The sequence below is a fragment of the Cellulomonas rhizosphaerae genome (assembly GCF_003470205.1).
Taxonomy (GTDB): Bacteria; Actinomycetota; Actinomycetes; order Actinomycetales; family Cellulomonadaceae; genus Cellulomonas; species Cellulomonas rhizosphaerae.
The window spans coordinates 1-25209 of the sequence record NZ_QWKP01000205.1 but is presented as its reverse complement, the minus strand read 5'-3'; the positions used below and the strand labels follow the sequence as shown (position 1 = coordinate 25209).

Sequence of the window (25209 nt, the reverse complement as noted above, 5' to 3'; positions counted from 1 at the left end):
ATCTGTGGACGACGGCTACCCGGGGAAGCTCGGGTCCATCACTCCCTCGACGCCGGGCACAGCGGCCCAGCTCGACGCGGTGTACCGGCGCAGCGTGCCGTCGGTCGTCGTCACGTACGGGACGCTCCCCCCGGCGAGCGCATCGAGGTCGGCGACCTCAGGCAGCGCGACGGTCGGGCCCGACACCGGCACGAGGTGGACCGCGAGCGTCCCGGCGCTGCGCCCGATGACCGCGAGCGTCGACTCGTCCTTCCAGACGAGCGAGGTCGCGTCGGTGAGCAGCGAGCCGGCCCGGATGACCTCGCCGATCTGCTGCGGCGCGCCGTTGGCGTCGCGGACGACTGCGCCCACGTCGACCGCGACGCCGTCGGCACCCGAGGAGATGACCGCGACGCGCGTCCCGTCGCGCGCCACCCGGACCGAGCGCACCTGCCGGCCCTGGAGGAAGTCGGCCGTGATGCTCACGGGCTTGGCGCCCGTGCGGCCCGCGACGAGGCCGTCCGCGGTCGTCGCGGTCCACGCCCACCCGAAGCGGTCGACCGACGGCGCGACGAGGTCGGACCCCGTCAGCAGCGTCGTGCCTGCCTTGCCCCCCGACGGCAGGGTCACGAGCGAGGAGCCGCCGGACACCCCGACGCGGACGTCGCCGTCCTCGTCCCGCGCCGGGTAGCGGATCCCGAGACCCTCGAGCGACCCGATGCCGTCGACGGGCTTGACCCCGTTGCCGGCGAGCGCGACGAGCTTGCCCGCCTGGAGCATCTCGATCGGGACGTCGGGCATCGGCCCCTGGTCGAGCGTCGCGGCACCCTCGAGGATCACGCCGTTCACACCACCGGCGGTCACCTGGACCGAGCCCACCCCCGGAAGCAGCCGCAGGCTCGCGTTGATCTGGGCGAGGAACAGCTTGCGCTGGGCCGCGAGCACGGTCGCCGCCGGTTCGACCCCGACCTCGGCGACGCCGGCCCCGGTGACGACGATCGCCTCGGGCTTGAGCTGCGTACCGTCCGGGATCGCGGTGACCACCGCGTCCCGCAACCACGGGGACGGGCCTGCGAGCAGGGCCTTCATCACGTGGGTCGGCAGCTTGTCCTCGGGGAGCCAGCGCGTCTCGGGCACCAGGAAGGTCTCGTCGGCCGACAGGAAGTAGATCGACGCGCTGCGGAACCGGGCGTCGAACACCGGCTTGGCCAGCACGAGCCCGTCGGGCACGCCGGAGATGCGCCACTCGCCCTCGGAGTTGCGCACGAGGTCGTACGTGACCGACTCGCGCGCGTCCGGCGGCGCCTCGGTGTAGCGGCCGTCGCCGTCGACGCGGGCCAGCACGGGCACGTCGACCGTCACCTGCGTCTTGGAGGTCGTCGAGTAGGTCAGCGCCCCGGCGACGACGACGCCCGCGAGCGGCTTCCACGACTGGCGCGCGTCGCCCGCGAGGTACTCCCGGGCGGTGACGAACTCGCCCTGGAACCCGTTGGCCCCCGCGATGAGGAAGCTCTGCACGATGTCGACGGGCCCGGCGCCGGCCTGCGGCCCCTCGGGCAGCGGGTCGGCGCGTCCCTCGTCACTCACGACGACGTCGCTGCGGACCACCGGCCCCGACGTGGGCATCGACGTGCAGGCGGCCAGCAGCAGCACGACGAGGGCCAGCGCGGCCCCGCGGACCCGGGCGCTCATCGGACCTCCTGGCGGGCGTCGGCGTGGCTGTCGTCGTCGAGCTCGGGCAGCGCGGCGGGGTCGGTGCGCGGCCGCACCACGGGCGCGAGGATCGGCGGCGGGTCGGCGTCGTCCGGGACGAGCGGAAGCGGCGAGTCGGTCAGCCGGATGCCGGCGCGGCGCGGCAGCGTCAGGCGGAAGCACGCGCCGCGGCCGGGGCGGCCCCACGCCTCGAGCCACCCGCCGTGCAGGTGGGCGTCCTCGAGCGAGATCGCCAGGCCGAGGCCCGTGCCGCCGGTCGTGCGGGCCCGGGCCGGGTCGGCGCGCCAGAACCGGTCGAAGACGTGCGCGGTCTCGACGGTCGACATCCCGACCCCGTGGTCGCGCACCGTGACGGCCACGGCGTACTCGTCGGCCCCGACCGTGACCTCGACGGACGTGCCCTCGGCGTGCTCGATCGCGTTGACGAGCAGGTTGCGCAGCACGCGCTCGACGCGGCGCGGGTCGATGTCGGCCTGCGCGCGCTTCTCGGGGAGCGTGACGCGCAGCCACGTCCCGCGGCGCTCGGCGAGCGGGAACGCGTGGTCGGCGGCCGCGATGACCACGTCGCGCACGTCGCGGCCCTCGGCATCGAGGACGGCGGCTCCCGCGTCGAACCGGCTGATCTCGAGCAGGTCGGCGAGCAGGTCCTCGAACCGGTCGAGCTGGGTCTGCAGCAGCTCGGCCGAGCGCTTGACCGCGGGCTCGAAGTCCGCGCGCGACGCGTGGATGACCTCGCCGGCCATGCGGATGGTCGTCAGGGGGGTGCGCAGCTCGTGCGACACGTCCGAGACGAACCGCCGCTGCAGCGCGGACAGGTCCTCCATGCGGCTGATCTGGTCCTGCAGCCCCGCGGCCATCTCGTTGAACGAGCGCGCGAGCCTCGCCATCTCGTCCTCGCCCTTGACCGGCATCCGCTCGGACAGGTGCCCGTCCGCGAGCCGCTCGGCCACCTGCGCCGCGCGGCGCACCGGGCGCACGGCCTGGCGCGTCACGAGCCAGGTCATCGAGCCGAGCAGCGCGACGAGCGCCACGGCCGCGAGCGCGAGGGTGCGCTGCAGGAAGTCGAGCCGCTCCTGCTCCGCCTGCAGGCTGTAGAGGAAGAAGAGCTGGAACGTCCCGGCGACCGGGACGTCGACGTTCTGGCCGACCATCACGGCGGGCTCGTCGCCCAGCTCTGTGGGCCACGCGACCGACTGCCAGTGCTGGCCCCCCACTGCCGTCGCCACCTGCAGCTGCTTGGTGACGATCCCCGACCGGCCGAGGGCGAAGTCCGAGGCCGCCGCGCCGACCGACACCGTCGAGCGCTGGCCCGGCGAACGCAGCAGGAAGACCTCGCGCTCCCCCGACCCGCCCGAGCTCTGCGCCTTGACGACGTCCTCGAGCAGCCGCGACACGTCGGGGCCCTGGGTCGCGGTGGAGAAGTCGAACGTCGCCTGCGCCTGCACCGTGCTGCGGGCGCTCTCCTCGAGCACCTGCTCCACGCGGCCGTCGAACAGGCTGTCGCGCATCCGCTCGCCGACGTACAGGCCGACCAGCACGAGGGTGACCAGGCCGATCGCGGTGGTCGTCGTGATGACGCGCACCTGCAGCGACGAGCGCCAGGCGTGCCCTCCGGAGCGCACCCGCCGGGCCGTGCGGGCCCGGACGAGGCGCCACGTGCCGGCGACCCGCATCACGTCGAGGTCACGCCCGCCTTGTAGCCGACGCCGCGCACGGTGACGACGATCTCGGGCTGCTCGGGGTCGTTCTCGATCTTGGAGCGCAGGCGCTGGACGTGGACGTTGACCAGGCGCGTGTCCGCCGCGTGGCGGTAGCCCCACACCTTCTCGAGCAGGATCTCGCGCGTGAAGACCTGCCACGGCTTGCGCGCGAGCGCGACGAGCAGGTCGAACTCGAGCGGGGTGAGCGAGATCGGCCGGCCGGCGCGGACCACCCGGTGGCCGGGCACGTCGATGCTCACGTCGCCGATCGAGAGGTGCTCGGGCGCGGGCTCGTCGCTGCGGCGCAGGCGCGCACGCACGCGGGCGACGAGCTCCTTGGGCTTGAACGGCTTGGAGATGTAGTCGTCGGCCCCCGACTCCAGGCCGAGGACCACGTCGACCGTGTCGCTCTTGGCCGTGAGCATGACGATCGGCACTCCCGACTCGCCGCGGATCTGCCGGCAGACCTCGTTGCCGTCCTTGCCCGGCAGCATCAGATCGAGCAGCACGAGGTCCGGCTGCGTGGCCCGGAAGACCCCCAGCGCCTCGTCACCGTCCTCGCAGAACACCGGGTCGAAACCCTCCGAGCGCAGCACGATCCCGATCATCTCTGCCAGCGCGGTGTCGTCGTCGACCACCAGCACGCGTCCCCTCATGGCGGACATTCTCGCATCGGATCGTGTGGGTTCAGGCGCGCCTGTGCACGGATCACCCGTGTGCGTCCCGAACAGGTGTGTCGCGTGGCACGATGGGCGTTCGCCAGGGGGCGGCGCTGCCGCCGCGATGCCCCTCCCGGCGCCGTCACCGCCCGACGAGAGCCGAGGAGCAGAGCTCGCATGACGAGCCCGCACGACGACGCACCGCAGCCCACCTGGACTGCCCCGGGATCTGCCGTGCCCCCTCCCCCTGCGCCGCCCGTGGTGCCGCCCGCACCTCCCCTGGCGCCGCCCGACCTGACCAAGCCCGTGCCCCCCGGCGCGCCCCCGGTCGCGCCGCCCGTGCCCGTGCAGGGCTGGGGCGGCCAGCCCGCGTGGAACGGCCAGCCCGGTTGGGGCGCTCCCGCGCCGAGCGCGTGGCGCCCGCCCGCGCTGCAGCCGGGCATCGTGCCGCTGCGGCCGCTCGGGCTCGGCGAGATCCTCGACGGCGCCTTCAAGGCCGTGCGCGCCAACCCGCGCGTGATGTTCGGGCTGTCCGCCATCGTCGTCACCATCGCGGTCGCGGTCGAGTCGGTGCTGAGGTGGTACGTCGCGGGCCTGATCGACGGCGCGATCGCGGACGCGACGGCCTCGTCGGACCTGTTCACCGAGTCCGACACCGACGGCCTCGGCAGCGCCCTCAGCCAGGTCCTCGCCGCACCGATCACGACCGTCGTCACCACGATCCTCACCGGCTGGCTGATCATCTCCGTGAGCCGGTCCGTGATCGGGCAGAAGGTCAGCCCGCGGGAGGTTCTCCGCAGCAAGCGGATCTGGCTCGTGGTCGGGTTCACCGCGCTCCTCGGCCTCGCGATCGCCGTGGTCGTCGGTGCGTACGTCGCGCTGATCGTGCTGTTCGCCTCGCAGGACCTGGTGGGGCTCGCGGTCGGGTTCGGCCTGCTCGCCGGAGCGGCGCTGTTCGTCCTGCTCGTGCTGGTGTCCGTGCGCACGCTGCTCGTCCCGCCCGCGCTCATGCTCGAGGGCAAGAGCTTCTGGTCCACGGTGGCGCGAGCGTGGCGCCTGACGCGCGGCAGCTTCTGGCGCCTGCTCGGCATCTACCTGCTCGTGAGCCTGCTGGTCGGGGTCGTCACGCAGATCGTCGTGACGCCCGCCGCGATCCTGTCCGCGCTGGTCTTCTCGGACCCGATGGGCCTGGAGTTCGGGTCCATCGTCGTGACCGGCATCGCCAAGATCATCGCGCTCACCCTGAGCACGACGTACCTCGCCTCGGTCGTCGCGCTGCTCTACATCGACGTGCGGATCCGCCGCGAGGGGCTCGACATCGAGCTCGCGCGCGCAGCCGACGCGGCCGCCGCGTCCCGGTGACCTCAGGAGTGCGCACCGACGTCCCCGTGACGCCCGACGGGCCGACCGGACGCCGCTGGGCGCTCGAGGAGCTGAGCCACCCGGAGTACCACGAGAAGAAGTCGCTGCTCGCCCGGTTCATCGAGTGGGTGCTCGACCTGTTCGACGGGCTCGGGGGCCACGGCTTCTCCGGGCTCCAGTCGGCGCTCGTCGTCGTGGGGATCACCGCGGTCGTCGTCGCCGTCGCGTTCATCGTCGCCGGCCCTGTCCGCCGCTCGCGGCGCGTCCGCTCGGCGGGCGCGGTGCTCGCACAGGACGACACCCGCACGGCCGACCAGATGCGGGCGGCGGCCGACGCCGCGGCCCGCGCCGGAGACTTCTCGCTCGCGGTCGTCGAGCGGTTCCGTGCGCTCGTCCGCGGCCTCGAGGAGCGCCTGGTGCTCGACGAGCGCGCCGGGCGCACCGCGCACGAGGCCAGCCTCGACGCCGGCCGGCGGCTGCCCGCGCTCGCGCCCGACCTCGCCTCGGCGGGGGGCCTGTTCGACGACGTCGCGTACGGCGGGCGCACGGCGAGCGCGGACGACGACCAGCGGCTGCGGGCGCTCGAGGAGCGGGCCCGCCACGAGCGGCCGACCCTCGCCGGGGCGGCGCGATGACCACGACGACCCACGTCCCCGTGGTCGGCGACGGGACGACCGCCCGATCGCGCGCGACCAGCCGTTGGCGCCGGTGGCGCGGCCCGATCGCGATCCTGTCGCTGCTGTGCGTCGTCGGGCTGCTCGCCGCGCTCCCCGAGCCGCGCACGTCCTCGGTGCCGCTCGCGCCGGACAGCACCGCGACGACCGGGGCACGGGCCGTCGCCCAGATCCTCGAGGGGCAGGGCGTGGAGATCACGTTCGTGCGCCGCGCCGCCGCCGCGCGCGCCGCGGTGACACCCGGCTCGACCGTGCTGCTCGCGGGCGAGCGCAACCTGTTCGACCAGTCGCAGTTCGACTTCCTGGCCGACGTGGACGCCGACCTCGTGCTCGTCGACGCGTCCTGGGCGGCCTCCGTCCTGGCCGGGGTCGACTCCTCGTGGTCGGACGGCTCGGCCTCCGCGGACGTCGCACCGGGCTGCGACGATCCCGACGCGGTCGCCGCCGGGGCGCTGCGGGCCACCGGACGGTTGATCGCCTCGACGCCCGACACCGTGGTCTGCTTCCGCGGTCCCGACGAGAGCGCCGACCAGGGCGCCTACGCGGTCCGGACGGTCGACGGGCAGCGCATCGCGATGCTCGCCGACGCGACGCCGCTGACCAACGCCCACCTCGCTGACACCGGCAACGCCGCGCTCGTGCTGCGGATGCTCGGCCGCCACGACCACCTCGTGTGGTACCTGCCCAGCCCGTACGACACCGGGTCCGACGAGGGCGCGGGAGGCCCGGGCCTCGGCGACCTCGTCCCGCCGGTCGTCGGCGTCCTGGCGCTGCAGCTGCTGCTCGTGGTCCTCGTCGTGGCGATCTGGCGCGGGCGCCGCCTGGGACGGCTCGTGACCGAGCCCATGCCCGTCGTCGTCCCCGCGGCCGAGGCCACCCGGGGCCGCGGCCGCCTGTACCGGCGCTCGCGCTCGTTCGGTCACGCCGCAGCAGCGCTGCGAGCCGGTGCCGCGAGCCGCGGCGCCCGCCGCCTCGGGCTCCCGGCATCGACCCCGGCGCCCCAGCTGATCGACGCCGTCGCCCTGGCGACCGGGCGACGGATCCCCGACGTGGCGGCCCTGTTCTACGGGCCGCCCCCCACCGACGACTCCGCGCTGGCCAGGCTGGCGCGGGACCTGGACGACATCGAGAGCGAGGTCCAATCATCGTGAGCGACCACCCCGAAGTGACCGTCGACACCGACAAGGCCGTCGACCCCTCCCCGGAGCTGCGCGCCGCGCTCGCGGGCGTGCGCGCGGAGGTCGCCAAGGCCGTCGTCGGCCAGGACGCCGCCGTGTCCGGGCTGATCATCGCGCTGCTGTGCCGCGGGCACGTGCTGCTCGAGGGCGTGCCCGGCGTCGCCAAGACGCTGCTCGTGCGGACCCTGTCGGCCTCGCTGGACCTCGACACCAAGCGCGTGCAGTTCACGCCGGACCTCATGCCCGGCGACGTGACCGGCTCGCTCGTGTACGACGCGCGCACCGCGGAGTTCTCGTTCCGCAGGGGCCCGGTATTCACCAACCTGCTGCTGGCCGACGAGATCAACCGGACGCCCCCCAAGACGCAGGCCTCCCTCCTCGAGGCGATGGAGGAGCGACAGGTCTCGGTGGACGGCACGCCGCAGCCGCTGCCGGACCCCTTCCTGGTCATCGCGACCCAGAACCCGGTCGAGTACGAGGGCACCTACTCGCTGCCCGAGGCGCAGCTCGACCGGTTCCTGCTCAAGCTCACGCTGCCCCTGCCCGAGCGGGAGGACGAGGTCGAGGTGCTCGCCCGGCACGCCGCCGGGTTCGACCCGCGTGACCTGTCCGCCGCGGGCGTGCGGCCCGTCGCCGACGCGGACGTGCTCGCGCGGGCTCGGGCCGAGGTCGCGCGCGTGCAGGTCTCGCGCGAGGTGCTCGCCTACGCGGTCGACGTGTGCCGCGCGACGCGGACCTCGCCGTCGCTCTCGCTCGGCGTCTCCCCGCGTGGTGCGACCGCGCTGCTCGCGACCTCGCGGGCGTGGGCCTGGCTGTCGGGCCGCGGCTACGTGACGCCCGACGACGTCAAGGCGCTCGCGCACCCGACGCTGCGGCACCGCGTGCAGCTGCGTGCCGAGGCCGAGCTCGAGGGCGTCACGACCGAGTCCGTGCTCGACACCGTCCTGGCCTCCGTGCCCGTCCCCCGCTGACCCGCCGTGGCCCTCACCTGGCGCGCGGCCGTGCTGGCCGCGCTCGGCATCCCCGCGGTGCTCGTCGTGCCTGTGCCCGGGACCGTGCTGCTGTGGGCGCTCGTGGTCCTGGTCGTGTGCGTGCTCGACGCCGCGCTGGCCGCGTCGCCGCGTGAGGTCGCCGTCGTGCGCCGCGTGCCCCCGTCGGTCCGGCTCGGCGAGCCGGCAGCGAGCGATCTCGAGGCCACCAACGTGTCCTCGCGGCGGCTGCGCGGGCTGGTGCGCGACGCCTGGCCGCCCTCGTCGGGAGCGATCGCCCCGCGGCACCAGGTCGACCTGCCGCCCGGTGACGGGCGGCGCCTGCGCACGACGCTCGTCCCGACGCGACGGGGGGACGCGCACGCGGACCGCGTGACGATCCGCAGCATCGGACCGCTCGGGGTCGCCGCGCGGCAGGCGTCGATCGAGGTGCCCGCGCGGCTGCGGGTGCTGCCCGAGTTCGCCTCGCGCCGCCACCTGCCGAGCCGGCTGGCCCGGCTGCGCGAGCTCGACGGGCGTGCCGCCGTGCAGGTCCGCGGCGCCGGCACCGAGTTCGACTCGCTGCGCGAGTACGTGATCGGCGACGACGTGCGCTCGATCGACTGGCGCGCCTCGGCCCGCCGCTCCGACGTCGTCGTGCGCACCTGGCGCCCCGAACGGGACCGTCGCGTGCTCGTCGTGCTCGACACGGGCCGCACGTCCGCGGTCCGGGTGCTCGACGCGCCCCGCATCGACGCGTCCATCGAGGCGGCGCTCCTGCTCGCCGCGCTGGCCACGCGCGCAGGCGACCGCGTCGAGCTGCTCGCCTACGACCGCCGCGTGCGGGCCCGCGTCGCCGGCACCGGCGGCCCGCGCCTCATGCCCGCCCTCGCGGACGCGCTGGCGACCGCGCACCCCGAGCTCATCGAGACGGACTGGGCGGGGGTCGTGAGCCAGGTCCGCGAGCGGCTGAGCCAGCGCGCGCTCGTCGTGCTGCTCACCGCTCTGGACCCCGCGGTCGTCGAGCAGGGCCTGCTCCCCGTGGTCGACCAGCTCACGTCGCGGCACCAGGTGGTCCTCGCGTCCGTCGCCGACCCGGAGCTGCACGAGCTGTCGCGGCAGCGCGGGTCCGCGGCCGAGGTGTTCGACGCCGCGGCGGCCGAGCGCGTCGGGCTCGAGCGCGCCGCGGTCGCGGTCCGGCTGCGGCAGCGTGGCGTCGAGGTGGTCGAGGCGCTGCCCGACGACCTCGCCCCCCGCCTGGCCGACACGTACCTCGCGCTCAAGGCGGCCGGCCGGCTGTAGGCCGCAGACTGGTACTCATCGATCGATCGGAGGGCCCCTGTGGCCGGGCACCGCATCTTCGCGACGAGCTTCGCGAGCATCTACCCGTTGTACGTGACCAAGGTCGAGCGCAAGAGCCACACCCGGGACGAGGTCGACGAGGTCATCACGTGGCTCACGGGCTACTCCGACGCGGGCCTCCGCGAGGCGATCGACACCGGGATCGACCTCGAGACGTTCTTCGCCCAGGCACCCGCGATGAACCCGAACGCCACACTCATCACGGGTGTGATCTGCGGGCACCGGGTCGAGGAGATCGAGGATCCCCTCATGCAGCGGATCAGGTACATGGACAAGCTCGTCGACGAGGTCGCGCGCGGCAAGAAGATGACCTCGATCCTGCGCTCCTGACGCGTCAGGCGTGGCCGGGTGCGGCCGGGAACGCTCGTCGCGCGATCAGCACCACCAGCAGCGCGAGGGCGACGAGGCCGGCGCCCCAGTACGGCAGCGAGCCGAGGCCCGGCCCGGCGAGCACCCAGGCGCCGAGTGCCGCGCCTCCCCCGATGCCGATGTTCGCCGTCGCGTTCACCAGCGCGCCGATGACGTCCGGGGACGCCCCCGACGTGCGGATCGCCGCCGTCTGGAACACCGACGCGACCGCGCCGAACCCGGCCGTCCAGACCGCCGCCGCGGCGAGCACGCCGACCTGCGCCGGGAACAGCAACCCGAGAGCGAGCAGCCCGAGCGCCACGGTCGCCAGGACGACGAGCGTGCCGCGCCGGGGGTGCCGGTCGAGCGCCGTGGCCGCGTACGCGGTCCCCAGGAGGCCGAGGGCCCCGAGCACGAGCAGCGTCGGACCGACGGACGACCGGGTGAGCCCTGCACCCAGGAGCAGCAGGGCCACGTAGGTGTAGACCGTGTACTGCCCGAGGTAGGTGAGCGCGTTGGCCACCGACACGACGCCCAGCCGCGCCCGGTTGGTGCGCCGGGCGTCGTCGGCGGCCGGGGCTGCGCCCGTGGTCACCGCGGGGAGCAGCGTGGCGACGAGCCCAGCCGCGAGCGCACAGGCGATCGCGAGCGCGACGAACGCCGCACGCCACCCGACCGCGGTACCCAGCGCGGTCGAGAGCGGGACGCCGAGCACGAACCCTGCCGAGGCACCCGCGGTGACGAGCGCCAGCGCGCGGCCTGTGAACCGCGGGCCGACGAGGCGCGACGCGTACCCGATCGCGACGGAGAAGAACACCGCGTGCGCGACGCCGCCCAGGGCCCGGGCGGCTGCCACGACGCCGAATGCCGGGGCGAGTGCGACGAGCGTGTTGCTCGCCGTGTACGCCACCAGGGTGCCGAGGAGCAGGGGCTTGCGGGGCAGCCGCCGGGTGGCGAGCGTCAGGGGCACCGCGAGCGCCGCGACCATGACCGCGTAGACGGTGACCAGGAGTCCAGCGACCGACCTGCTGACGTCGAGGTCGTCGCTGATCTGCGGAAGCAGGCCCACGGGCAGGAGCTCGGTGGTGATCGCCGCGAAGGTCGCCAGCGCGAGGGCCACGATGCCGCCGGCCGCCGCGCGCACCGTGCCGGTCTCCGAGCGTCGGTCGGTGGTCGCGTCAGTCACGACCGCATGCTCGCACGCGGTCCCGACACGTGTCGGACGGCAGCGGTAGGTTCGCGTCCGACGCCTGATGAGGAGGGCCATGCCGGACGAGAGGCTGACCGCCGACGAGCTCTCGCGCGCCCTGCTCGCGCGCCAGTACCTGCTCGAGCGGACCCCCGCGCCGTTCCACGACGTCGCCAGCCACCTCGTGGGCCTGCAGGCGCAGAACGCCTGGTCGCCCTACCTCGCGCTGGCCAGCCGGGTGCGGGGGTTCACGCACGCGCAGCTCGGGGACGCCCTCGTCGGCCGTTCGGTGGCCCGTATCGCGGTGATGCGCGGCACGATCCACCTGGTCACGGCGGACGACGCGCTGCTGCTTCCCGTGCTGACCGCGCCGATCTTCACGCGCGACCTGCTGGTCAACGCCCAGCACGGCGCACCGTTGCGCACCGTGGACGTCGCACAGGTGACCGCCGCGGCCCGAGCACTCGTCGACGCCGAGCCCCGGGTCACGACGGCCCTGGGCGCGCTGCTCGCCGAGCGGTGGCCGGACGTGCCGCCGGGCACGCTCGCCTACGCGGCGCGCGGCACGCTCCCGCTCGTCCAGGTCCCGCCGCGGGGCGTGTGGGGACGCTCGGGCGCGACGACGTGGACCACGGCGTGGCACTGGCTCGGCTCTCCTGCCCCGGACCTGTCCGACCCGGACGCGCACGCCGCGGCACTCGAGGACCTCGTGCTGCGCTACCTCGCAGCGTTCGGCCCCGCCAGCGTCGCCGACGCCCAGGCGTGGTCCGGGCTGACGGGCCTGAGGGCCGTCGCGGACCGGCTCGGCGACCGCGTGGTCCGGCTCGTGGCCGAGCCGTCCCCGGGCAAGGTGCGCCCGCGCGAGATGCTCGACCTGCCCGAAGCACCGCGCCCGCCGGGCGACACCCCAGCACCGGTGCGGTTCCTGCCCGACTTCGACAACGTGCTGCTCGGACACGCGGACCGCACGCGGCTGATCAGCGACGAGCGGCGGCGCTCCCTGCAGTCGTCCAACGGCGTGCTGCCGGGCACCTTCCTGCTCGACGGGCGCGTGGGAGGCACGTGGCGGATCGACCGATCCGTGCGCGGACGGGCGACGATCGTCGTCGCACCTTTCGCCGCGATGTCACGCGGCGCGGTCGACGCGGTGAGCGCCGAGGCCGAGGGCGTCGTGCGGTTCGTCGCGGACGAGGCGGCCGAGCACCACGTCCGCGTGGATCAGCCGGCGGTCGCCAGCTCGTAGCCCGCGCGGTCCGCCTCGAGGTCGCCCGTCTCGCCGTCGCGCACGCCGCGCCGGCCGAGCACGAGCACGTAGGCCCAGAAGCCCGCGAGCGCGATCGCGCCGATGACGATCTTGAGCCACCACGGCAGGCTCGAGCCGGTCACGAAGCCCTCGATGAGCCCGGAGACGGCCAGCACGCCGACCAGACCGATCGCGACCGTGAACAGCGACCGGGCCTCCTGTGCGAGGGCGCGTGACCTGGTCCGCGGTCCCGGCACGATCCAGGCCCAGAAGATCCGCAACCCCGCGGCCCCGGCGACGAAGACGGCGGTGAGCTCGAGCATCCCGTGCGGCGCGATGAGCTGCAGGAACAGGTCGAGCTCGCCCGCCTCGGCCATGACGCCGCCCGTCGCGCCGACCGAGATCGCATTGCTGGCCAGGACGTACACCGGCCCGATCCCGGTGATGCCGGCAGCGATGCACTGGGCGGTCAGCCACGCGTTGTTCGTCCAGACCGTCGCGGCGAAGCCCGCGCCCGGGTCGTAGTACTCGGCGAACGCGCGGTCGACGTACTCCTGGCGTTCGGCCGGGCTGCCCATCGCCGCGAGGGCGTCGGGCTGGGTGGCCACCCAGGCCCCCGCCACGACCGCGAGCAGCACGAACAGTGCGCCGACCGTGACCGTCCACCAGCGGATCCGGTACATCGCGACCGGCAGCGTCACGGCGACGAAGCGGGTGACGTCCCGCCACGCGGGTTCGTGCGTCCCCGCGATCGCCGACCTGGCGCGCGCGAGCGTCTGCGACAGCCGGGTCACCATCTCCGGGTCGGGAGCCGCCGACCGGATCATCGACAGGTCCGTGGCGGTCGCCTGGTACAGGCGCACGAGCTCGTCGGCCTCGGCCCCCGTGCGGCGACGCTGCTTGGTCAAGGTGTCCAGGCGCTGCCACGCGGGACCGTGCACGAGCTGGTAGGCGTCCAGGTCCATGACGGACAGGATGCCATCCGCGGGGGCTCGCAGCGGTTAGTCTGCCCAGGTCGGCGGCAGGTCGACGGTTCGTCGGCGGCTCAGCGCTGGAGGTGTGGTGGACGGCATCGTCACGGGCGAGGGTGTCCTCCTCGACTCGCAGGCCGCCTCGGTCGCGTCCCGGTTGCTGGCCGGGCTCATCGACGTGGCCGTGCTCGCGGTCGTCATCATCGTGCTGAGCCTGGCGACGGTCGGGATCGCCAGCAACGTCCAGTCGGACGCCGCGCCCGCCATCGCCGTGATCCTGCTGCTCGTCGTCCTCATGCTCGTGCTGCCGATCACGGTCGACACCCTCACGCGCGGCCGGTCGCTCGGCAAGGCCGCCGTGGGCATCCGCGTCGTGCGCGACGACGGCGGCCCGATCGTGTTCCGGCAGGCGTTCGTGCGCGCGCTGACCGGCGTCGTCGAGCTGTGGCTCACGTTCGGGATCGTCGCGACGATCTGCTCGATGGTGCACCCGCAGGGCAAGCGCGTCGGCGACATCCTGGCCGGCACCTACGCCGTGCGCGTGCGGGGTGCGACCAAGGCGCGGATCCCGGTCGAGGCGCCGCCCTACCTCGTCGGCTGGGCGCACCAGGCCGAAGTGGCCCGGCTGCCCGACGGGCTCGCGCTCACCGTCCGCCAGTTCCTCAACCGTGCCACGCAGCTGCACCCGACCTCTCGCGTCGAGCTGGGTGGCCGGTTGACCGCCGAGGTCGCGCAGTACGTGCAGCCGCTGCCCCCCGCAGGCACGCACCCGGAGGACTTCCTCGCCGCCGTGCTGGCCGAGCGCCGTCGTCGCGAGATCGACGTGCTGTCCCGCAACGCGACCCGCACCGCCAAGGACGCTCAGGGCCTCCACCGGCTCCCGCACGGCGTGCCGGACCCGGTCGACTGACCCGTCAGTCGCGGCGCAGATCCGGCTCGAGGTAGATCACGCGCGCGATCGGCACGGCCTCGCGCACGCGCTGCTCGGCGGCGTCGATCGCCGCCGCCACGTCCGCGGCCGTCGTCGCGGCCGGCACCTCGATCTTCGCGGCCACCAGCACCTCCTCGGGTCCCAGATGCAGCGTGCGCAGGTGGATGACGGACGAAACCCCGGGGCCGACGAGCGCGCTCTTGATCGCGGCGACGTCGGACTTGGTCGCCGACTCGCCCAGCAGGAGCGACTTGGTCTCCAGGGCCAGCACGATCGCGATGAGCACCAGCAGGACGCCGATCCCCGCGGTGCCGACCGCGTCCCACTCCCCGTTGCCGGTCACGAGGGTCAGCCCGACGCCGAGCAGGGCCAGGACCAGACCGATGAGAGCCCCGAGGTCCTCGAGCAGCACGACGGGCAGCTCGGGCGCCTTCGCGGTGCGGACGAACGAGACCCACGACTGCTTGCCGCGGACCAGGTTCGACTCGTGGATCGCGGTGCGGAACGAGAACCCCTCGAGCCCGATCGCCGCGACGAGCACCACCACGGGCACCCACTTCCACGACTCGATCGGGTGCGGGTCCTCCCACTTGTGCCACGCCTCGTACAGCGCGAACAGGCCACCGAGCGAGAACAGCACGATCGAGACGATGAACGCGAAGACGTACCGCTCGCGGCCGTAGCCGAACGGGTGCTCGTCGTCGGCAGCCCGACGCGCACGCTTGCCGCCGACGAGCAGCAGCAGCTGGTTGCCGGAGTCCGCGAGCGAGTGCACCGACTCGGCCAGCATCGAGCTCGAGCTGGTCAGCAGGTACGCGATGAACTTGGTGACCGCGATGCCGAGGTTCGCCGCGAGCGCGGCGACGATCGCCCTGTTGCCTCCACCGTGCGACATGTCCACCCTCTCGCCTGCGTCGTCGTCGCGGTGAACCCTATCGGCACCACCGCCCACGCCCGGCCACGCCACCCTCAGCCGAACCGTGAGTTGCTCGTCCCATGACGTCCGATACCGCGATCAGCTCACGGTTCGTGGCTGGTCATCTGGCGACCGAGGCTGCGGGGTGGGCTGTAGGCGGTGGGGGCGTCCACAGGATCGACGGGTTCGGCGGCTCCTGCGGGCTGTCGTCACGTGCGATGGGCCCGCCAGCGGTCCAGGCCGCGATCCGCGCGGACGCAGCCCGTTCATCACGCGCCGAACCGCGAGCTGTTCAGGCTCAGCGCACCCAGAGCCTGAGCAACCCACGGTTCGACGGCGGCGGGGCGGTGGGCGGGCGGGGACCGGGGTTAGCGGGCCTCGTCGGCGAGGAGGATCGGGATACCGTCGCGGACCGGGTAGGTGCGCGGGTCGGTCGGGTGCGTCGAGACGAGGACGGGCTGGCCGGCCTCGTCCACACCGTCGACGAGGGTCGCCCCCGTCACGGGGCAGCGCAGCAGGTCACGCGCCCACTGCTCGAGGTTCACGCCGGACTCGCTCATGCCCCACTCTCCTGTCGGACCAGCGCGAGCACGTCGTCGCGCACCTTCTCCATGATGTCTTCGTCGGCCGCCTCGACGTTGAGCCGCAGCAGCGGCTCGGTGTTGGAGGCACGCAGGTTGAACCACCACTGCGGGTGGCCGTCCCAGTGCGAGACCGTCAGCCCGTCGAGCTCGTCGACGCTGACCGGACCGGCACCCTGCTGGGTCACGTACGCCTCGACGACGCGCGCCCGGGCCTCGTCGACCGACGACACCACCGAGTTGATCTCGCCCGAGGCCGAGTAGGGCTGGTAGAGCTCGGCGAGCACGGACAGCGGGTGCGGCTGCTCGCCGAGCGCCGCGAGCACGTGCAGCGCCGCGAGCATGCCCGTGTCGGCGAAGAAGAAGTCGCGGAAGTAGTAGTGCGCGCTGTGCTCGCCGCCGAACACCGCGTCGTTCTCGGCCATCTCCGCTTTGATGAACGAGTGGCCCACGCGCGTGCGGACCGTCGTCGCGCCCGCGGCCGCGAGCAGGTCCGGGACGACCTTGGAGGTGATGAGGTTGTAGATCACCGTGGGCGTGCGGCCCGCGGCTCGCTCGCGCGCGACCTCACGCAGGCCGACCAGCGCGGTGATCGCCGACGGCGAGACGGGGTCGCCGTGCTGGTCGATGACGAAGCAGCGGTCCGCGTCGCCGTCGAAGGCGAGCCCCAGGTCCGCGTCGTGCTCGACGACGGCCGCCTGCAGGTCACGCAGGTTCTCCGGGTCGAGCGGGTTGGCCTCGTGGTTGGGAAACGTCCCGTCGAGCTCGAAGTACAGCGGGATGACCTCGAGCGGCAGCGCCGGCAGCCCCGCGCCGGTGCCGAGCACGGCCGGCGCGGTGAAGCCGCCCATGCCGTTGCCGGCGTCGACGACGACCTTGAGCGGGCGGATGCCGGACAGGTCGACGAGCGAGCGCAGGAACGCCGCGTACTCGGCGAGCATGTCGCGCGAGGAGATCTCACCGACGGTGTCCGCCACGGGGACCTCGTCGGCCAGGTACACGCCCGCGAGGTCGCGCACCGCCGCCAGCCCGGAGGCCTGACCCACCGGGCGCGCACCCGCCCGGCACAGCTTGATGCCGTTGTACTGCGCCGGGTTGTGGCTCGCGGTGAACATCGCGCCGGGGATGCCGAGCGCGCCGGAGGCGAAGTAGAGCCCGTCGGTGGAGGCCAGGCCGATCGTGATCACGTCGACGCCGCGCACCGCGAGGCCGTCCGCGAACGCGGCGACCAGCGAGGGGCCGGACGGCCGCATGTCGTTGGCGATGACGACCTGCGGTCGTTCGCCCGCGGCCACCTCGGGCAGGACGACGACGTCGGCGAAGGCCGCGCCGATCGCTCGGGCGACGGGCTCGTTCAGCTCGCTCGGCACGACGCCGCGCACGTCGTAGGCCTTGATGAAGGCGGACAGGTCCACGGGCTCGGGCAAGATGACCTCTCGGTGAGTCGGCAGGAACGCCGCCACTCTAGTTGCCGAGGACCTCGGAGCGGTCCAGCGGGACGCCGTCGCCCTCGAGGGCGAACCAGTTGGTCTGCTCGCACGCGGGGCACGAGACGAACACGGCCGGACGCCCATCGGTCAGCGTCATGCGGATGCGGGTGAGCTCGGTGGCCCCGCACTTGAGGCACGCCTCCGTGCCCGCGACGAGCGGACCGGTCGGCTGGCTCATCGAGCCGAGCGGCTCGACCGGCTGGCCGGCTCGTCCGGCGCCGCGGCGGCGGGCCATCAGCCCTCGCCGCGCAGCACGCGCAGGTGGCCGCGGCGGGGTGCCTCGGCGAGCTCGGCGGGCTCCGCCACGACGGCCGCGGCGGCGGCCACCCGCGGGCGACCCGCCTCGCGCACGGCGTCCGCGAGTGCGAGCAGGTCGTCGTGGCTCGGAGCTGCGGGCTCGAAGTCGGGGGTGAGCCGGACGACCTCCCAGCCGCGCGGCGCGGTCAGGCGCGAGGCGTGCTCCGCGCACAGGTCGTACGAGTGCGGCTCGGCGCTCTGCGCGAGCGGCCCGAGCACGGCCGTCGAGTCGGCGTAGACGTAGGTCAGCGTGGCGACGGCGGCACGGCCACAGGCCGAGCGGGAGCACTGCCGGACGGATCTCACCCGCAGAAGGTACTCCCGCGCGCCGACACCACGCTCCCCCCACGCCGTGGTGGCCGAACTACGATGCAGGCGTGACGACCGACCCGTACGCCCGCCGCGGGCTGACCGCGAGCCGCGGAGCCTCGGCGAGCGCTGCCCCCGTCCGCCGTCGCGACCGCCGGGGGCGCGGTCCACGCGGTCCGCTGATGCCGAGCTCGATGCCCGCCTACCGCACGCGCGCGCAGCGGTTCGACGACTACGTCCTCGACGCCGTCGAGCGCCTCGAGCGCCGCTGGTCGCGCCAGCTCGAGGGCACCGAGTTCGCGGTCGAGGACGTGCCGCCGTCGAACCCCGCGCCGTGGGAGCACGGCGGCGTCCCGCTCGGCCGCTACTTCCCCGCCGACGCCGGCCAGGCCGCGCGCATCGTCATCTACCGCCGTCCCGTCGAGTCGCGCGCGAACGACGCCCTCGACCTGGCGGACCTGGTCCGCGAGGTCGTCGTCGAGCAGGTCGCGCACATGATCGGCCGCGCGCCGGAGGAGATCGACCCCGAGCTGCGGGACTGACCTCAGCGCGTGCCGACGCGCGGGTCCTGGCGCACCGTCACCGCGGTGCTGGCCGGGTCGGCGGGGACGGGGCTCAGCACCGAGATGAGCGTCCCGTCCGGCCGGCCGACGTCCGCGACGAGCGCCCACGCGAGCCGCGCCCCACCGTCGTCGGGCACGAGCTCGAGCGCCGCGACCCGCACGCCGGGTGTCGCGGTGCCCTGCTTGCCGGGCACGACGGGTCCGGTCCCGACGAGCGTGTCCGCGAACCACGAGCCGGTCGTCCCGGCAGGCACCGTGACGGTCCGCTCGGCAAGGATGCGGCCGTCGTCGCCGATCGCCCGCAGCGTGCCGGTCGCGTCGCCCGCGCCGCCCACCGCGGTCGCGACCAGCATGCCCCGCGTCCCGGCCGGGACGGCGGCGATGCCGCTGACGCCCGGTGCGGCCGAGGCGACCCAGGCGCGCTCCATGCTCGGCGCGGGGTCTACTGCGGTGGCGGCACCGGCGCGCGTGACGAGCCCGGACGCGACCACCGCGAGGTCGGCATCGATGACGGCCGTGTAGGCGCCCGCGGGCAGCCCGCCGAGCGGCACGTCGGTGACCTCGCCGGGCTCCAGCTCGATCTCCTGCGCGCCGGGCAGGTCCTCCTCGCCGCGGGCTCCCAGCAGCCGGATGTGTGCCGTGGTCGCCTTCTTGCCGGTGACCATCAGGCGCAGGGCGCCCGAGAGCGGGCTGTCGACGCCCGCGGCGATGACTGACAGGCCAGGGACGACCACGTGCTTCGCGGGCGCGGAGCCGGGGACCACGAGGTCCGTGCCCCGCGGCGTGAAGCCGTCGAGCACCGAGTCCTGGATGTAGGCGGTGACCGCGCCACCGGTCGCCGTGACGCGCACGGCGACCCGACGCTGCTCGGGTGCGACCGCGCCGAGGACGACCACGCGCTGCGCACCGGGCGCGACGAGGTAGTGCGAGGCCGACAGGTCGACCTTGCCCGACGGCCCGTAGACCGCGACGGTGACCTCGGCCGGGGTCGACCCGGCGGCGGAGATCACGAGCTGCGCGGTGCTGGACAGGTCGGTCGCGCCGCCGACGAGCCACGCGTCGGTCGTCGCGCGCTGGCACGACGCGGCGGACAGGCCGCGCAGGTCACCCGCCGTGACGATCGACCCGACGGCGCCTGCAACCCGGGCGACGGCCTCGGTGGGCTCGGCGCGCACGACGAGGGGCACGGCCGGGGTGACCAGGGCCGCGGCCGACCCGGCGGCGAGCGTCGCGACAGCGTCGCCGCCGGCGGCCGGTGCGACGGACCCGCCGGCCGACGAGGCAGCCGCGGCCAGCAGCGCGATGGCCGGTGCGACGGGCGTGGGGTCGAACGCCTTGTCCCCCGAGCTCTCGGGAAGGATCAGCGGGCCCGGGCACGTCAGCGTCACGGTGCCGGGCGGAACGTCCACCACGGTGCCGTCCGCCGGCGCGGCGACGTCCTGCTCGGGCAGCCGGACCCCGCCGGCGACGATCACCGCGACGAGTGCCACGACCCCGAGGCCGGAGACCGCCCGCACCGCGCGTCCGAGCCAGACCGTGCGTCGCGCGCTCATGCGCGCACCCCCCGTCGGCGCCGCACGGGCACGGCCAGCAGCACCGTCACGAGCAGGACGAGGCCCTGCGCGACGAGCCACGGCGTGCGCTGCGGCGCGTCGTAGTGCAGCGTCAGGTGGCCACCGGCGGCGCCCACCTGGAAGACCTGGCGCCAGCCGTCGTCGACCGCGCGCAGCGAGCGCCCGTCGAGGCGCGCCTGCCAGTGCGCGTCGGCACGCTCGGCCAGGACGAGCAGCCGCTCGCCGCTGCCGGCCGGGATCGTCGTGTCGATGGTGCGCTGGTTCGACGCGACGGCGACCGCGGCGGTCGCGGCGTCCGTCAGGTCCGCGCCCTGCGGAGCGATCCGCGCCCACGCGGTCACGGCGGCGTCCGCGTCCTCGGTCAGCGGCTGCACGCGCCACAGCGTCCCCTGCGCGCTCTGCGTGACGCGCTCGAGGCCGGCGGTCGAGTCGAGGGTCGCGACGAGTCGCTCGCGCGCGGTCCGGGCGGCGCTCGCGTCGCCCGTGTCGCTCGCGATCCGCGGGACGAGCACGTCGCTGACCGCGAGCGCGCCGAGCGGTCCCGCCACGTCGCCCGAGGCGCCCCCGACGAGGCGCGCGACGAGGTCCTCGACCTCGGCCGCGGCGTCGTCGGGACCGCGCACCGTGGCGTCGGTCAGCCCGCCGACGAGCACGCGCGTGCTCACGGCCGCGGCCTGGTCCACGAGCAGGGGTCCGTCACCGCGCAGGAGCTGCCAGGTCACGTCCGGTCCGCGCTCGGACCCGGCGGGCGCGGCGGCGAGCGCGAGGACGCGCGAGGCGTCGGGCGAGGTCTGCGACTGGCGGCCGACGGCCGGGACGATGTCGTCGTCGATCGCGCGCAGCGCGACGGCCTCCCCGGTGCGTGCCTGCCACGTCCAGCCGCCCAGCCAGGCGACGGGCGCCGCGACGGCGACCACGGTGACAAGCGCGACCAGCGGCTGGCGCCAGCCGAAGCTCTGGTGCGCGAGCCGCACCTGCAGGCGGTCGGCGCCGAGGACGGCCGCCGTGAGCAGCCCGAGGCCCGCGAGCGACAGGAGCGGCCCGGTCCACCCGTAGGCGGTCACGCCGTCCTGGACGCCCACGGGGATGCGCGCGACGAGGGTCGCGGCGGCGAGCCCGATGGCGGCCACCACCCAGCCGACGCGCACCGCTCGGGCGGCAGGTGCCCCGCGCAGGAGCGCGAGCAGGGCGAGCAGCACGACCGCGCCGCCCGCGAGCAGGGGCCAGACGTCGGCGACGGGCTGGGCCCACGACGGCACGAGCGCGCTCGCGTCGGCAGGCAGGCCGAGCAGCCGCTCGACGGGCGTCGTCGGTGTGCCGGCGACGGGCAAGCCGGGGCCGGCGACCAGGAGTCGCCAGCCGGGCACGCCTCGCCGGGAAGCCTCGACGAGCGTGGGGCCGAGCAGGACCAGGGCCGGCACGAGCACGAGGAGCAGCCGCGCGCGCGAGCGCGGGACGCACAGCGCGAGGACCAGGAGCGCGAGCGCGCCGGGCACGAGCAGGACGGGCGCTCCGGCGGCGACGACCGCGAACGCGAGCGCCGCGGCTGCGGCGGCGGTCAGCGAGCCGGTGGGGTCGGGGGTGCCGACGAGCTCGCCGCCGACGCGCTGCGTCGGGATGGTCGGGTTGCCGCGCACGGGCGTGTCGATGTCGGCCTCGTCGGCCGCATCCTCGCCCTCGTGGCTCGCCGTCGCGATGCCGGAGAGCACCTGGTCGACACGCTGGACGCCGACCGCGCGGGCGACGCCGAGCACGACCCAGGGCAGCGCGGCGTGCGCGAGGACCGGGCCGAGCCGGCCCTCGCCCAGTCCGAGCAGGAGGCTGGGCGCGCCGGCCCACACGATCGCGGCCCAGGCGCGCACGCCGACCGACCGGGTCGCCGCACCGGCCGCGGCCCAGGCGCCGAGGCCCGCGAGCAGCACCGAGCCGAGCAGCAGCACGGACACCGCGCCCGTGAGCTCGCCACCGGCGACGAACGTGGGGGCGGCGAGCACGTCGAGCAGCGCATCCGCCGGGCCGGGCGCGCCGAGCCCGCCCGCGACCCAGCCGGACGTCGCGGCGGACCAGAGCTGGCCGAGGTCGGAGGCGGCGGGTGCGAGCGCCGCGCCGACGAGCCGGGCCCCGCCCGCAGCGGCACCGATGAGCGGGCCGAGCGCGACCGCGACCACGAGCACGAGGACCGCGGCCAGCGCGCCGAGCGTGACCCGGCGCCGGGTGGTGAGCTGCGCGAGCTCACGCAGCTCGAGCTCGCTGGGCGCCTGCACGACGCGCCGCGCCTCGGCACGCGCGAGCCGGCGGTCCTGGGTCTGGCGCCACACGTCCTGCCAGGTGGCCTGGAGGGGGCGCAGCGTGCGGCGGCTGACCGTGCGGGTGCGGCGAGCCGTGGTGCGGGCCCGGACCACGGCGACGGGACGGGCGAGCGCCTCGAGCGGCGCGCGCAGCTCGTCGACCGCGAGGCCCGGCTGCTTGGCGGCGAGCTGCGCGAGGCTGCGGACCACGCCGAGCCCGAGCGCGAGGACCGCGATGACGGGCACGAGCAGGAGCGGCGCCGACGCCAGCCGCTGATGGACGAGCGCGCGGCGGCGGGCCGCGTGCGATCGGCGCGCGTCCGGCTCGTCGTGCTCGTCGCGCAGGCCGAGGAACCCCGCCTGCGCGTGGCGGACCACGGCCTCGGGGACGACGATCACGCGGTGACCCGCGAGGCGCGCACGCCGGGACAGGTCCAGCCCGTCGCCGAACGGACCGAGCACGGGGTCGGTGCCGCGCAGGGCGTCCCACACGTCGCGCCGCACGAGGGCACCCGCGAGGCCGACACCGAGCACGTCATCGCGCGCGTCGTGCTGGCCCTGGTCCAGCTCGCCGGGCTCGACGTCGGTCATCCGCCGTCCGGAGCGCGACGTGCGCAGGCCCGCCTCGAGCAGCCGCTCGGGGTCGGACCAGGTGCGCTGCTTGGCGCCCGCGACGCCCACGGAACGGGCCCGGGTCACGGCGCGCGCGAGCTCGGCCAGGGCGCCGGGCGCGGGTGCGCTGTCGTCGTGCAGGAACCACAGCCACGTGGCGGGCAGGCCGGGGCCTTCGGCCCCGTCGGCCAGCGCGCGCCGGACGGCGTCGCCGAACGTCCGGGCACCGGGAGCGGCGATCGTCGTGAGTGCCGGCTGGGGCGCGCCGCCGGCGGCGGCGACCGTCTGCTCGAGGAGCGCTGCGAGCCGCTGGTCGGGGCTCTCGCCGGCGTCGACCAGCACGATCCGCAGGGGCCGACGCGTCTGCGCGGCCAGCGCCGCGAGCGTCCTCGGGAGGTACGTCGTCAGGCCTCGGGTGACGACGACTGCCGTCACCGGCGCAGTCGCCGGTGTCGAGGATGTCGTCGCGGGCGGGCCCACGGGAAGGAGCGTCTCAGTCATGCTGCGGCCCATGATTGCCCGGGGAGCGGGCGCTGCTCGGCAGCGACACTCCCCCGGCTCACACAGGTTGTCCTCAGACGACGCGGCGCTTGAGCTTGCGACGCTCCCGCTCGGACAGGCCGCCCCAGATGCCGAACCGCTCGTCGTTCTCGAGCGCGTACTCGAGGCACTCGGCCTTGACGTCGCAGCCGGTGCAGACCTTCTTGGCCTCCCGCGTCGAGCCGCCCTTCTCGGGGAAGAAGGCCTCAGGGTCGGTCTGGGCGCACAGTGCGCGCTCCTGCCATCCCATCAGCCCGTCGTCCTCGGGCGTGCCGAACAGCGGCAGGACGTTGTCGGGCTGCGACGGTGCAGCCGTCCGTGCGTCGGAGGGGAAGCTCCCGTCGCCGTCGAGCAGATTCCACATGCGTGCCTCCGTGCGGCTCGTTGCTCGTTCTTGCTTCGGTGATCGTCCGTGAGCGGTTGGTCCCGGGTGGGACGGCTCCGCGTAGCGTGCAGCCACCGGCCTGAACCGGTTGACATGAATTACACGCGTGTCGTTCACCCGCGTCAAGCGAGGCCGTGGTAGTTGTCCGGATTTGCCGGGTGAACTTCGTGTCAACACGGCCTTCGGCGTGTCGCGCCTAGGCTGGCCGGGTGCCTCCCACCACCGTCTCCGCCCTGCTCAGCCAGCTGACCCGCGACCCGGGCCGCCCCCGCATCACGTGGTACGGCGCGGACTACGAGCGCGTCGAGCTCTCCGGGGCCGTGCTGGACAACTGGGTGAGCAAGACCACCAACCTGCTCGTCGAGGAGTTCGACGCGGCCCCGGGCGTGCGCATCCTGCTCGACCTGCCGCCGCACTGGCGCACGCTCGTGTGGGCGCTGGCGGCGTGGCGGACGGGTGCGACCGTGGTGCTGTCCGGGCCGGCCGAGGTCGTCGTGACGACGGACCCCGCGTCGCACACCGGTGACGCGGTCGTTGCGGTGTCCCTGCCCGCGCTCGCGCGCCGGTTCGACGGCGCCCTGCCCCGCGGGGCCGTCGACGCCGCTGCCGCCGTCATGACCTACGGCGACGCGATCGGCTGGCTCCCGCCGACGGACGCGGGCTCGCTCGCTCTCGACGGCGTGCCGTACGCGGAGCTGGCTGGGTGGTGGACGGCGGCCGACGACGCTCGCGTGGCGCTCGACGCGGGCGACGACACCGGGGCGTTCCTGCGCCGCGTCGTGGGTTCGCTCGCGGGCGACGGGTCGGTCGTGGCGATCTCGTCGGCCCGTGCGGTGGAGCTGGACGCGAACGACGGCGCGCGCGGTCGCCTGCTGGAGACCGAGCGCGCCGTCGAGGCGTGAGGCGTCAGCTGACCTTCACGAACTGCTTCGTCGTCGAAGACCAGCTCGACGTGTCAGTGATGACCCAGACCGCGCCCGTCAGGACGGAACGCGGCACGAGCGCGGCGGCGTAGAACGAACCGCAGCCGTTCGGCGCGTACAGGTCGCCAAGGTCGTAGATGTCGGACGGCGTCACGTTGTAGCCGTCGTCATACGTCCGGCCGTCCGAGCCGATGAACTCGACGTCGAGATCGAGCCACGGGGTGCCAGAGCCGGATTCAGCCATGTAGCAGACGGCCACCGGGGCGAGCACGTAGGTCCACCCGGGTGGCGGGACGTCGTTGTACCGGTTCTCGGCAAGGACGCGGTTGGTCGCGTTGACGTCGGTCGCGCCGATCATCGCGCCGTAGCTGGTCAGCGACAGAACGCTGCCGGGGGCGAAGGGATCCGTGCGCACCGAGTCGACCCACAGCGTTGCGGGCTTGCTGGTCGTGGA

Annotated in this window: 24 protein-coding genes; 10 read left to right on the top strand and 14 right to left on the bottom strand. The window is 74.8% G+C overall.

From position 1 onward, the window contains the following. Window positions 1–15: 15 nt before the first annotated feature. Genes D1825_RS11975 through mtrA form a run of 3 tightly spaced genes read right to left on the bottom strand, consistent with a single transcriptional unit; the run spans window position 16 to window position 4048 of the window. Window positions 16–1671: an LpqB family beta-propeller domain-containing protein gene (locus D1825_RS11975; protein ID WP_118767649.1), complete on the bottom strand. Its 1656-nt coding sequence runs from the start codon at window positions 1669–1671 to the stop codon at window positions 16–18. Further along, the gene (mtrB, locus tag D1825_RS11970) at window positions 1668–3365 is read right to left on the bottom strand and encodes an MtrAB system histidine kinase MtrB (protein WP_118767648.1); all 1698 of its coding nucleotides are present in this window, start codon (window positions 3363–3365) and stop codon (window positions 1668–1670) included. Before mtrB ends, D1825_RS11975 begins: the two co-directional genes overlap by 4 nt. Beyond that, complete coding sequence (gene mtrA, locus D1825_RS11965) at window positions 3365–4048, bottom strand: MtrAB system response regulator MtrA (protein WP_118767665.1); 684 nt, start codon at window positions 4046–4048, stop codon at window positions 3365–3367. The genes mtrB and mtrA overlap by 1 nt, the downstream gene beginning before the upstream one ends. Window positions 4049–4285: 237 nt before the next feature. Between mtrA and D1825_RS11960 the strand changes: the two genes are divergently transcribed. The 6 genes from D1825_RS11960 to D1825_RS11935 are packed head-to-tail and all read left to right on the top strand — an operon-like array spanning window position 4286 to window position 9925. Then, on the top strand, window positions 4286–5413 hold the full coding sequence (locus D1825_RS11960) for a glycerophosphoryl diester phosphodiesterase membrane domain-containing protein (RefSeq protein WP_233549875.1): 1128 nt from the start codon (window positions 4286–4288) through the stop codon (window positions 5411–5413). An 8-nt stretch (window positions 5414–5421) separates the two neighbouring features. Further along, entirely contained in the window at window positions 5422–6048 is a 627-nt protein-coding gene (locus D1825_RS11955; protein ID WP_233549873.1) for a DUF4129 domain-containing protein, read from the top strand. Further along, on the top strand, window positions 6045–7238 hold the full coding sequence (locus D1825_RS11950; RefSeq protein ID WP_118767645.1) for a DUF4350 domain-containing protein: 1194 nt from the start codon (window positions 6045–6047) through the stop codon (window positions 7236–7238). Before D1825_RS11955 ends, D1825_RS11950 begins: the two co-directional genes overlap by 4 nt. Continuing rightward, a complete protein-coding gene (locus tag D1825_RS11945; protein ID WP_267897572.1) occupies window positions 7235–8236 on the top strand; it encodes an AAA family ATPase in 1002 nt (333 codons plus the stop codon). Before D1825_RS11950 ends, D1825_RS11945 begins: the two co-directional genes overlap by 4 nt. Before the next feature lie 6 nt (window positions 8237–8242). Continuing rightward, window positions 8243–9535, top strand: a complete 1293-nt coding sequence (locus D1825_RS11940; protein WP_118767644.1) for a DUF58 domain-containing protein — start codon at window positions 8243–8245, stop codon at window positions 9533–9535. A gap of 39 nt (window positions 9536–9574) precedes the next feature. Next, window positions 9575–9925: a DUF2200 domain-containing protein gene (locus D1825_RS11935; protein WP_118767643.1), complete on the top strand. Its 351-nt coding sequence runs from the start codon at window positions 9575–9577 to the stop codon at window positions 9923–9925. A gap of 4 nt (window positions 9926–9929) precedes the next feature. Here the strand turns inward: D1825_RS11935 and D1825_RS11930 are convergent, their stop codons facing one another. Then, window positions 9930–11129, bottom strand: a complete 1200-nt coding sequence (locus D1825_RS11930; RefSeq protein WP_233549871.1) for an MFS transporter — start codon at window positions 11127–11129, stop codon at window positions 9930–9932. Between the two features lie 79 nt (window positions 11130–11208). Between D1825_RS11930 and D1825_RS11925 the strand changes: the two genes are divergently transcribed. Beyond that, entirely contained in the window at window positions 11209–12375 is a 1167-nt protein-coding gene (locus tag D1825_RS11925) for a winged helix DNA-binding domain-containing protein (protein ID WP_118767641.1), read from the top strand. Here the strand turns inward: D1825_RS11925 and D1825_RS11920 are convergent. Further along, the gene (locus tag D1825_RS11920) at window positions 12351–13340 is read right to left on the bottom strand and encodes a stage II sporulation protein M (protein ID WP_118767640.1); all 990 of its coding nucleotides are present in this window, start codon (window positions 13338–13340) and stop codon (window positions 12351–12353) included. The two genes, D1825_RS11925 and D1825_RS11920, sit on opposite strands and share 25 nt — an antisense overlap. A 97-nt stretch (window positions 13341–13437) precedes the next feature. Here D1825_RS11920 and D1825_RS11915 point away from each other — a divergent pair, with 97 nt between their 5' ends. After that, window positions 13438–14256, top strand: coding sequence for an RDD family protein (locus D1825_RS11915; RefSeq protein WP_118767639.1), 819 nt, complete (start codon window positions 13438–13440; stop codon window positions 14254–14256). Between the two features lie 4 nt (window positions 14257–14260). Here D1825_RS11915 and D1825_RS11910 read toward each other — a convergent pair whose 3' ends face one another. The 5 genes from D1825_RS11910 to D1825_RS11890 all read right to left on the bottom strand — a co-directional run bounded on the left by D1825_RS11910 (window position 14261) and on the right by D1825_RS11890 (window position 17867). Then, on the bottom strand, window positions 14261–15172 hold the full coding sequence (locus D1825_RS11910; protein WP_118767638.1) for a cation diffusion facilitator family transporter: 912 nt from the start codon (window positions 15170–15172) through the stop codon (window positions 14261–14263). Window positions 15173–15561: 389 nt separating this feature from the next. Continuing rightward, window positions 15562–15753 carry a Trm112 family protein gene (locus tag D1825_RS11905; protein ID WP_118767637.1) on the bottom strand — a complete coding sequence of 64 codons (192 nt, stop codon included), beginning with the start codon at window positions 15751–15753 and terminating at the stop codon, window positions 15562–15564. Further along, window positions 15750–17201, bottom strand: a complete 1452-nt coding sequence (locus D1825_RS11900; protein WP_233549869.1) for a phosphomannomutase/phosphoglucomutase — start codon at window positions 17199–17201, stop codon at window positions 15750–15752. Before D1825_RS11900 ends, D1825_RS11905 begins: the two co-directional genes overlap by 4 nt. Before the next feature lie 37 nt (window positions 17202–17238). Continuing rightward, window positions 17239–17499, bottom strand: coding sequence for a hypothetical protein (locus D1825_RS11895; protein ID WP_118767635.1), 261 nt, complete (start codon window positions 17497–17499; stop codon window positions 17239–17241). Beyond that, window positions 17499–17867 (bottom strand): DUF3499 domain-containing protein, encoded by a 369-nt coding sequence (locus D1825_RS11890; protein WP_118767634.1) that lies wholly within the window; start codon window positions 17865–17867, stop codon window positions 17499–17501. The genes D1825_RS11895 and D1825_RS11890 overlap by 1 nt, the downstream gene beginning before the upstream one ends. Before the next feature lie 71 nt (window positions 17868–17938). Here D1825_RS11890 and D1825_RS11885 point away from each other — a divergent pair, with 71 nt between their 5' ends. Continuing rightward, complete coding sequence (locus D1825_RS11885) at window positions 17939–18412, top strand: metallopeptidase family protein (protein WP_325051489.1); 474 nt, start codon at window positions 17939–17941, stop codon at window positions 18410–18412. A 2-nt stretch (window positions 18413–18414) separates the two neighbouring features. Here D1825_RS11885 and D1825_RS11880 read toward each other — a convergent pair whose 3' ends face one another. The 3 genes from D1825_RS11880 to D1825_RS11870 all read right to left on the bottom strand — a co-directional run bounded on the left by D1825_RS11880 (window position 18415) and on the right by D1825_RS11870 (window position 23811). Beyond that, window positions 18415–19986 carry a DUF5719 family protein gene (locus D1825_RS11880; protein ID WP_118767633.1) on the bottom strand — a complete coding sequence of 524 codons (1572 nt, stop codon included), beginning with the start codon at window positions 19984–19986 and terminating at the stop codon, window positions 18415–18417. Further along, complete coding sequence (locus D1825_RS11875; RefSeq protein ID WP_118767662.1) at window positions 19983–23408, bottom strand: glycosyltransferase; 3426 nt, start codon at window positions 23406–23408, stop codon at window positions 19983–19985. Before D1825_RS11875 ends, D1825_RS11880 begins: the two co-directional genes overlap by 4 nt. A gap of 73 nt (window positions 23409–23481) precedes the next feature. After that, window positions 23482–23811: a WhiB family transcriptional regulator gene (locus tag D1825_RS11870; protein WP_118767632.1), complete on the bottom strand. Its 330-nt coding sequence runs from the start codon at window positions 23809–23811 to the stop codon at window positions 23482–23484. 230 nt (window positions 23812–24041) lie between these two features. Here D1825_RS11870 and D1825_RS11865 point away from each other — a divergent pair, with 230 nt between their 5' ends. Continuing rightward, window positions 24042–24734: a TIGR03089 family protein gene (locus D1825_RS11865; protein WP_118767631.1), complete on the top strand. Its 693-nt coding sequence runs from the start codon at window positions 24042–24044 to the stop codon at window positions 24732–24734. Window positions 24735–24738: 4 nt separating this feature from the next. On the opposite strand, the gene D1825_RS11860 is transcribed toward D1825_RS11865, so the two are convergent. After that, window positions 24739–25209, bottom strand: a 471-nt coding sequence (locus D1825_RS11860; protein WP_233549867.1) for a hypothetical protein, incomplete at its 5' end; no start/stop codon positions are given.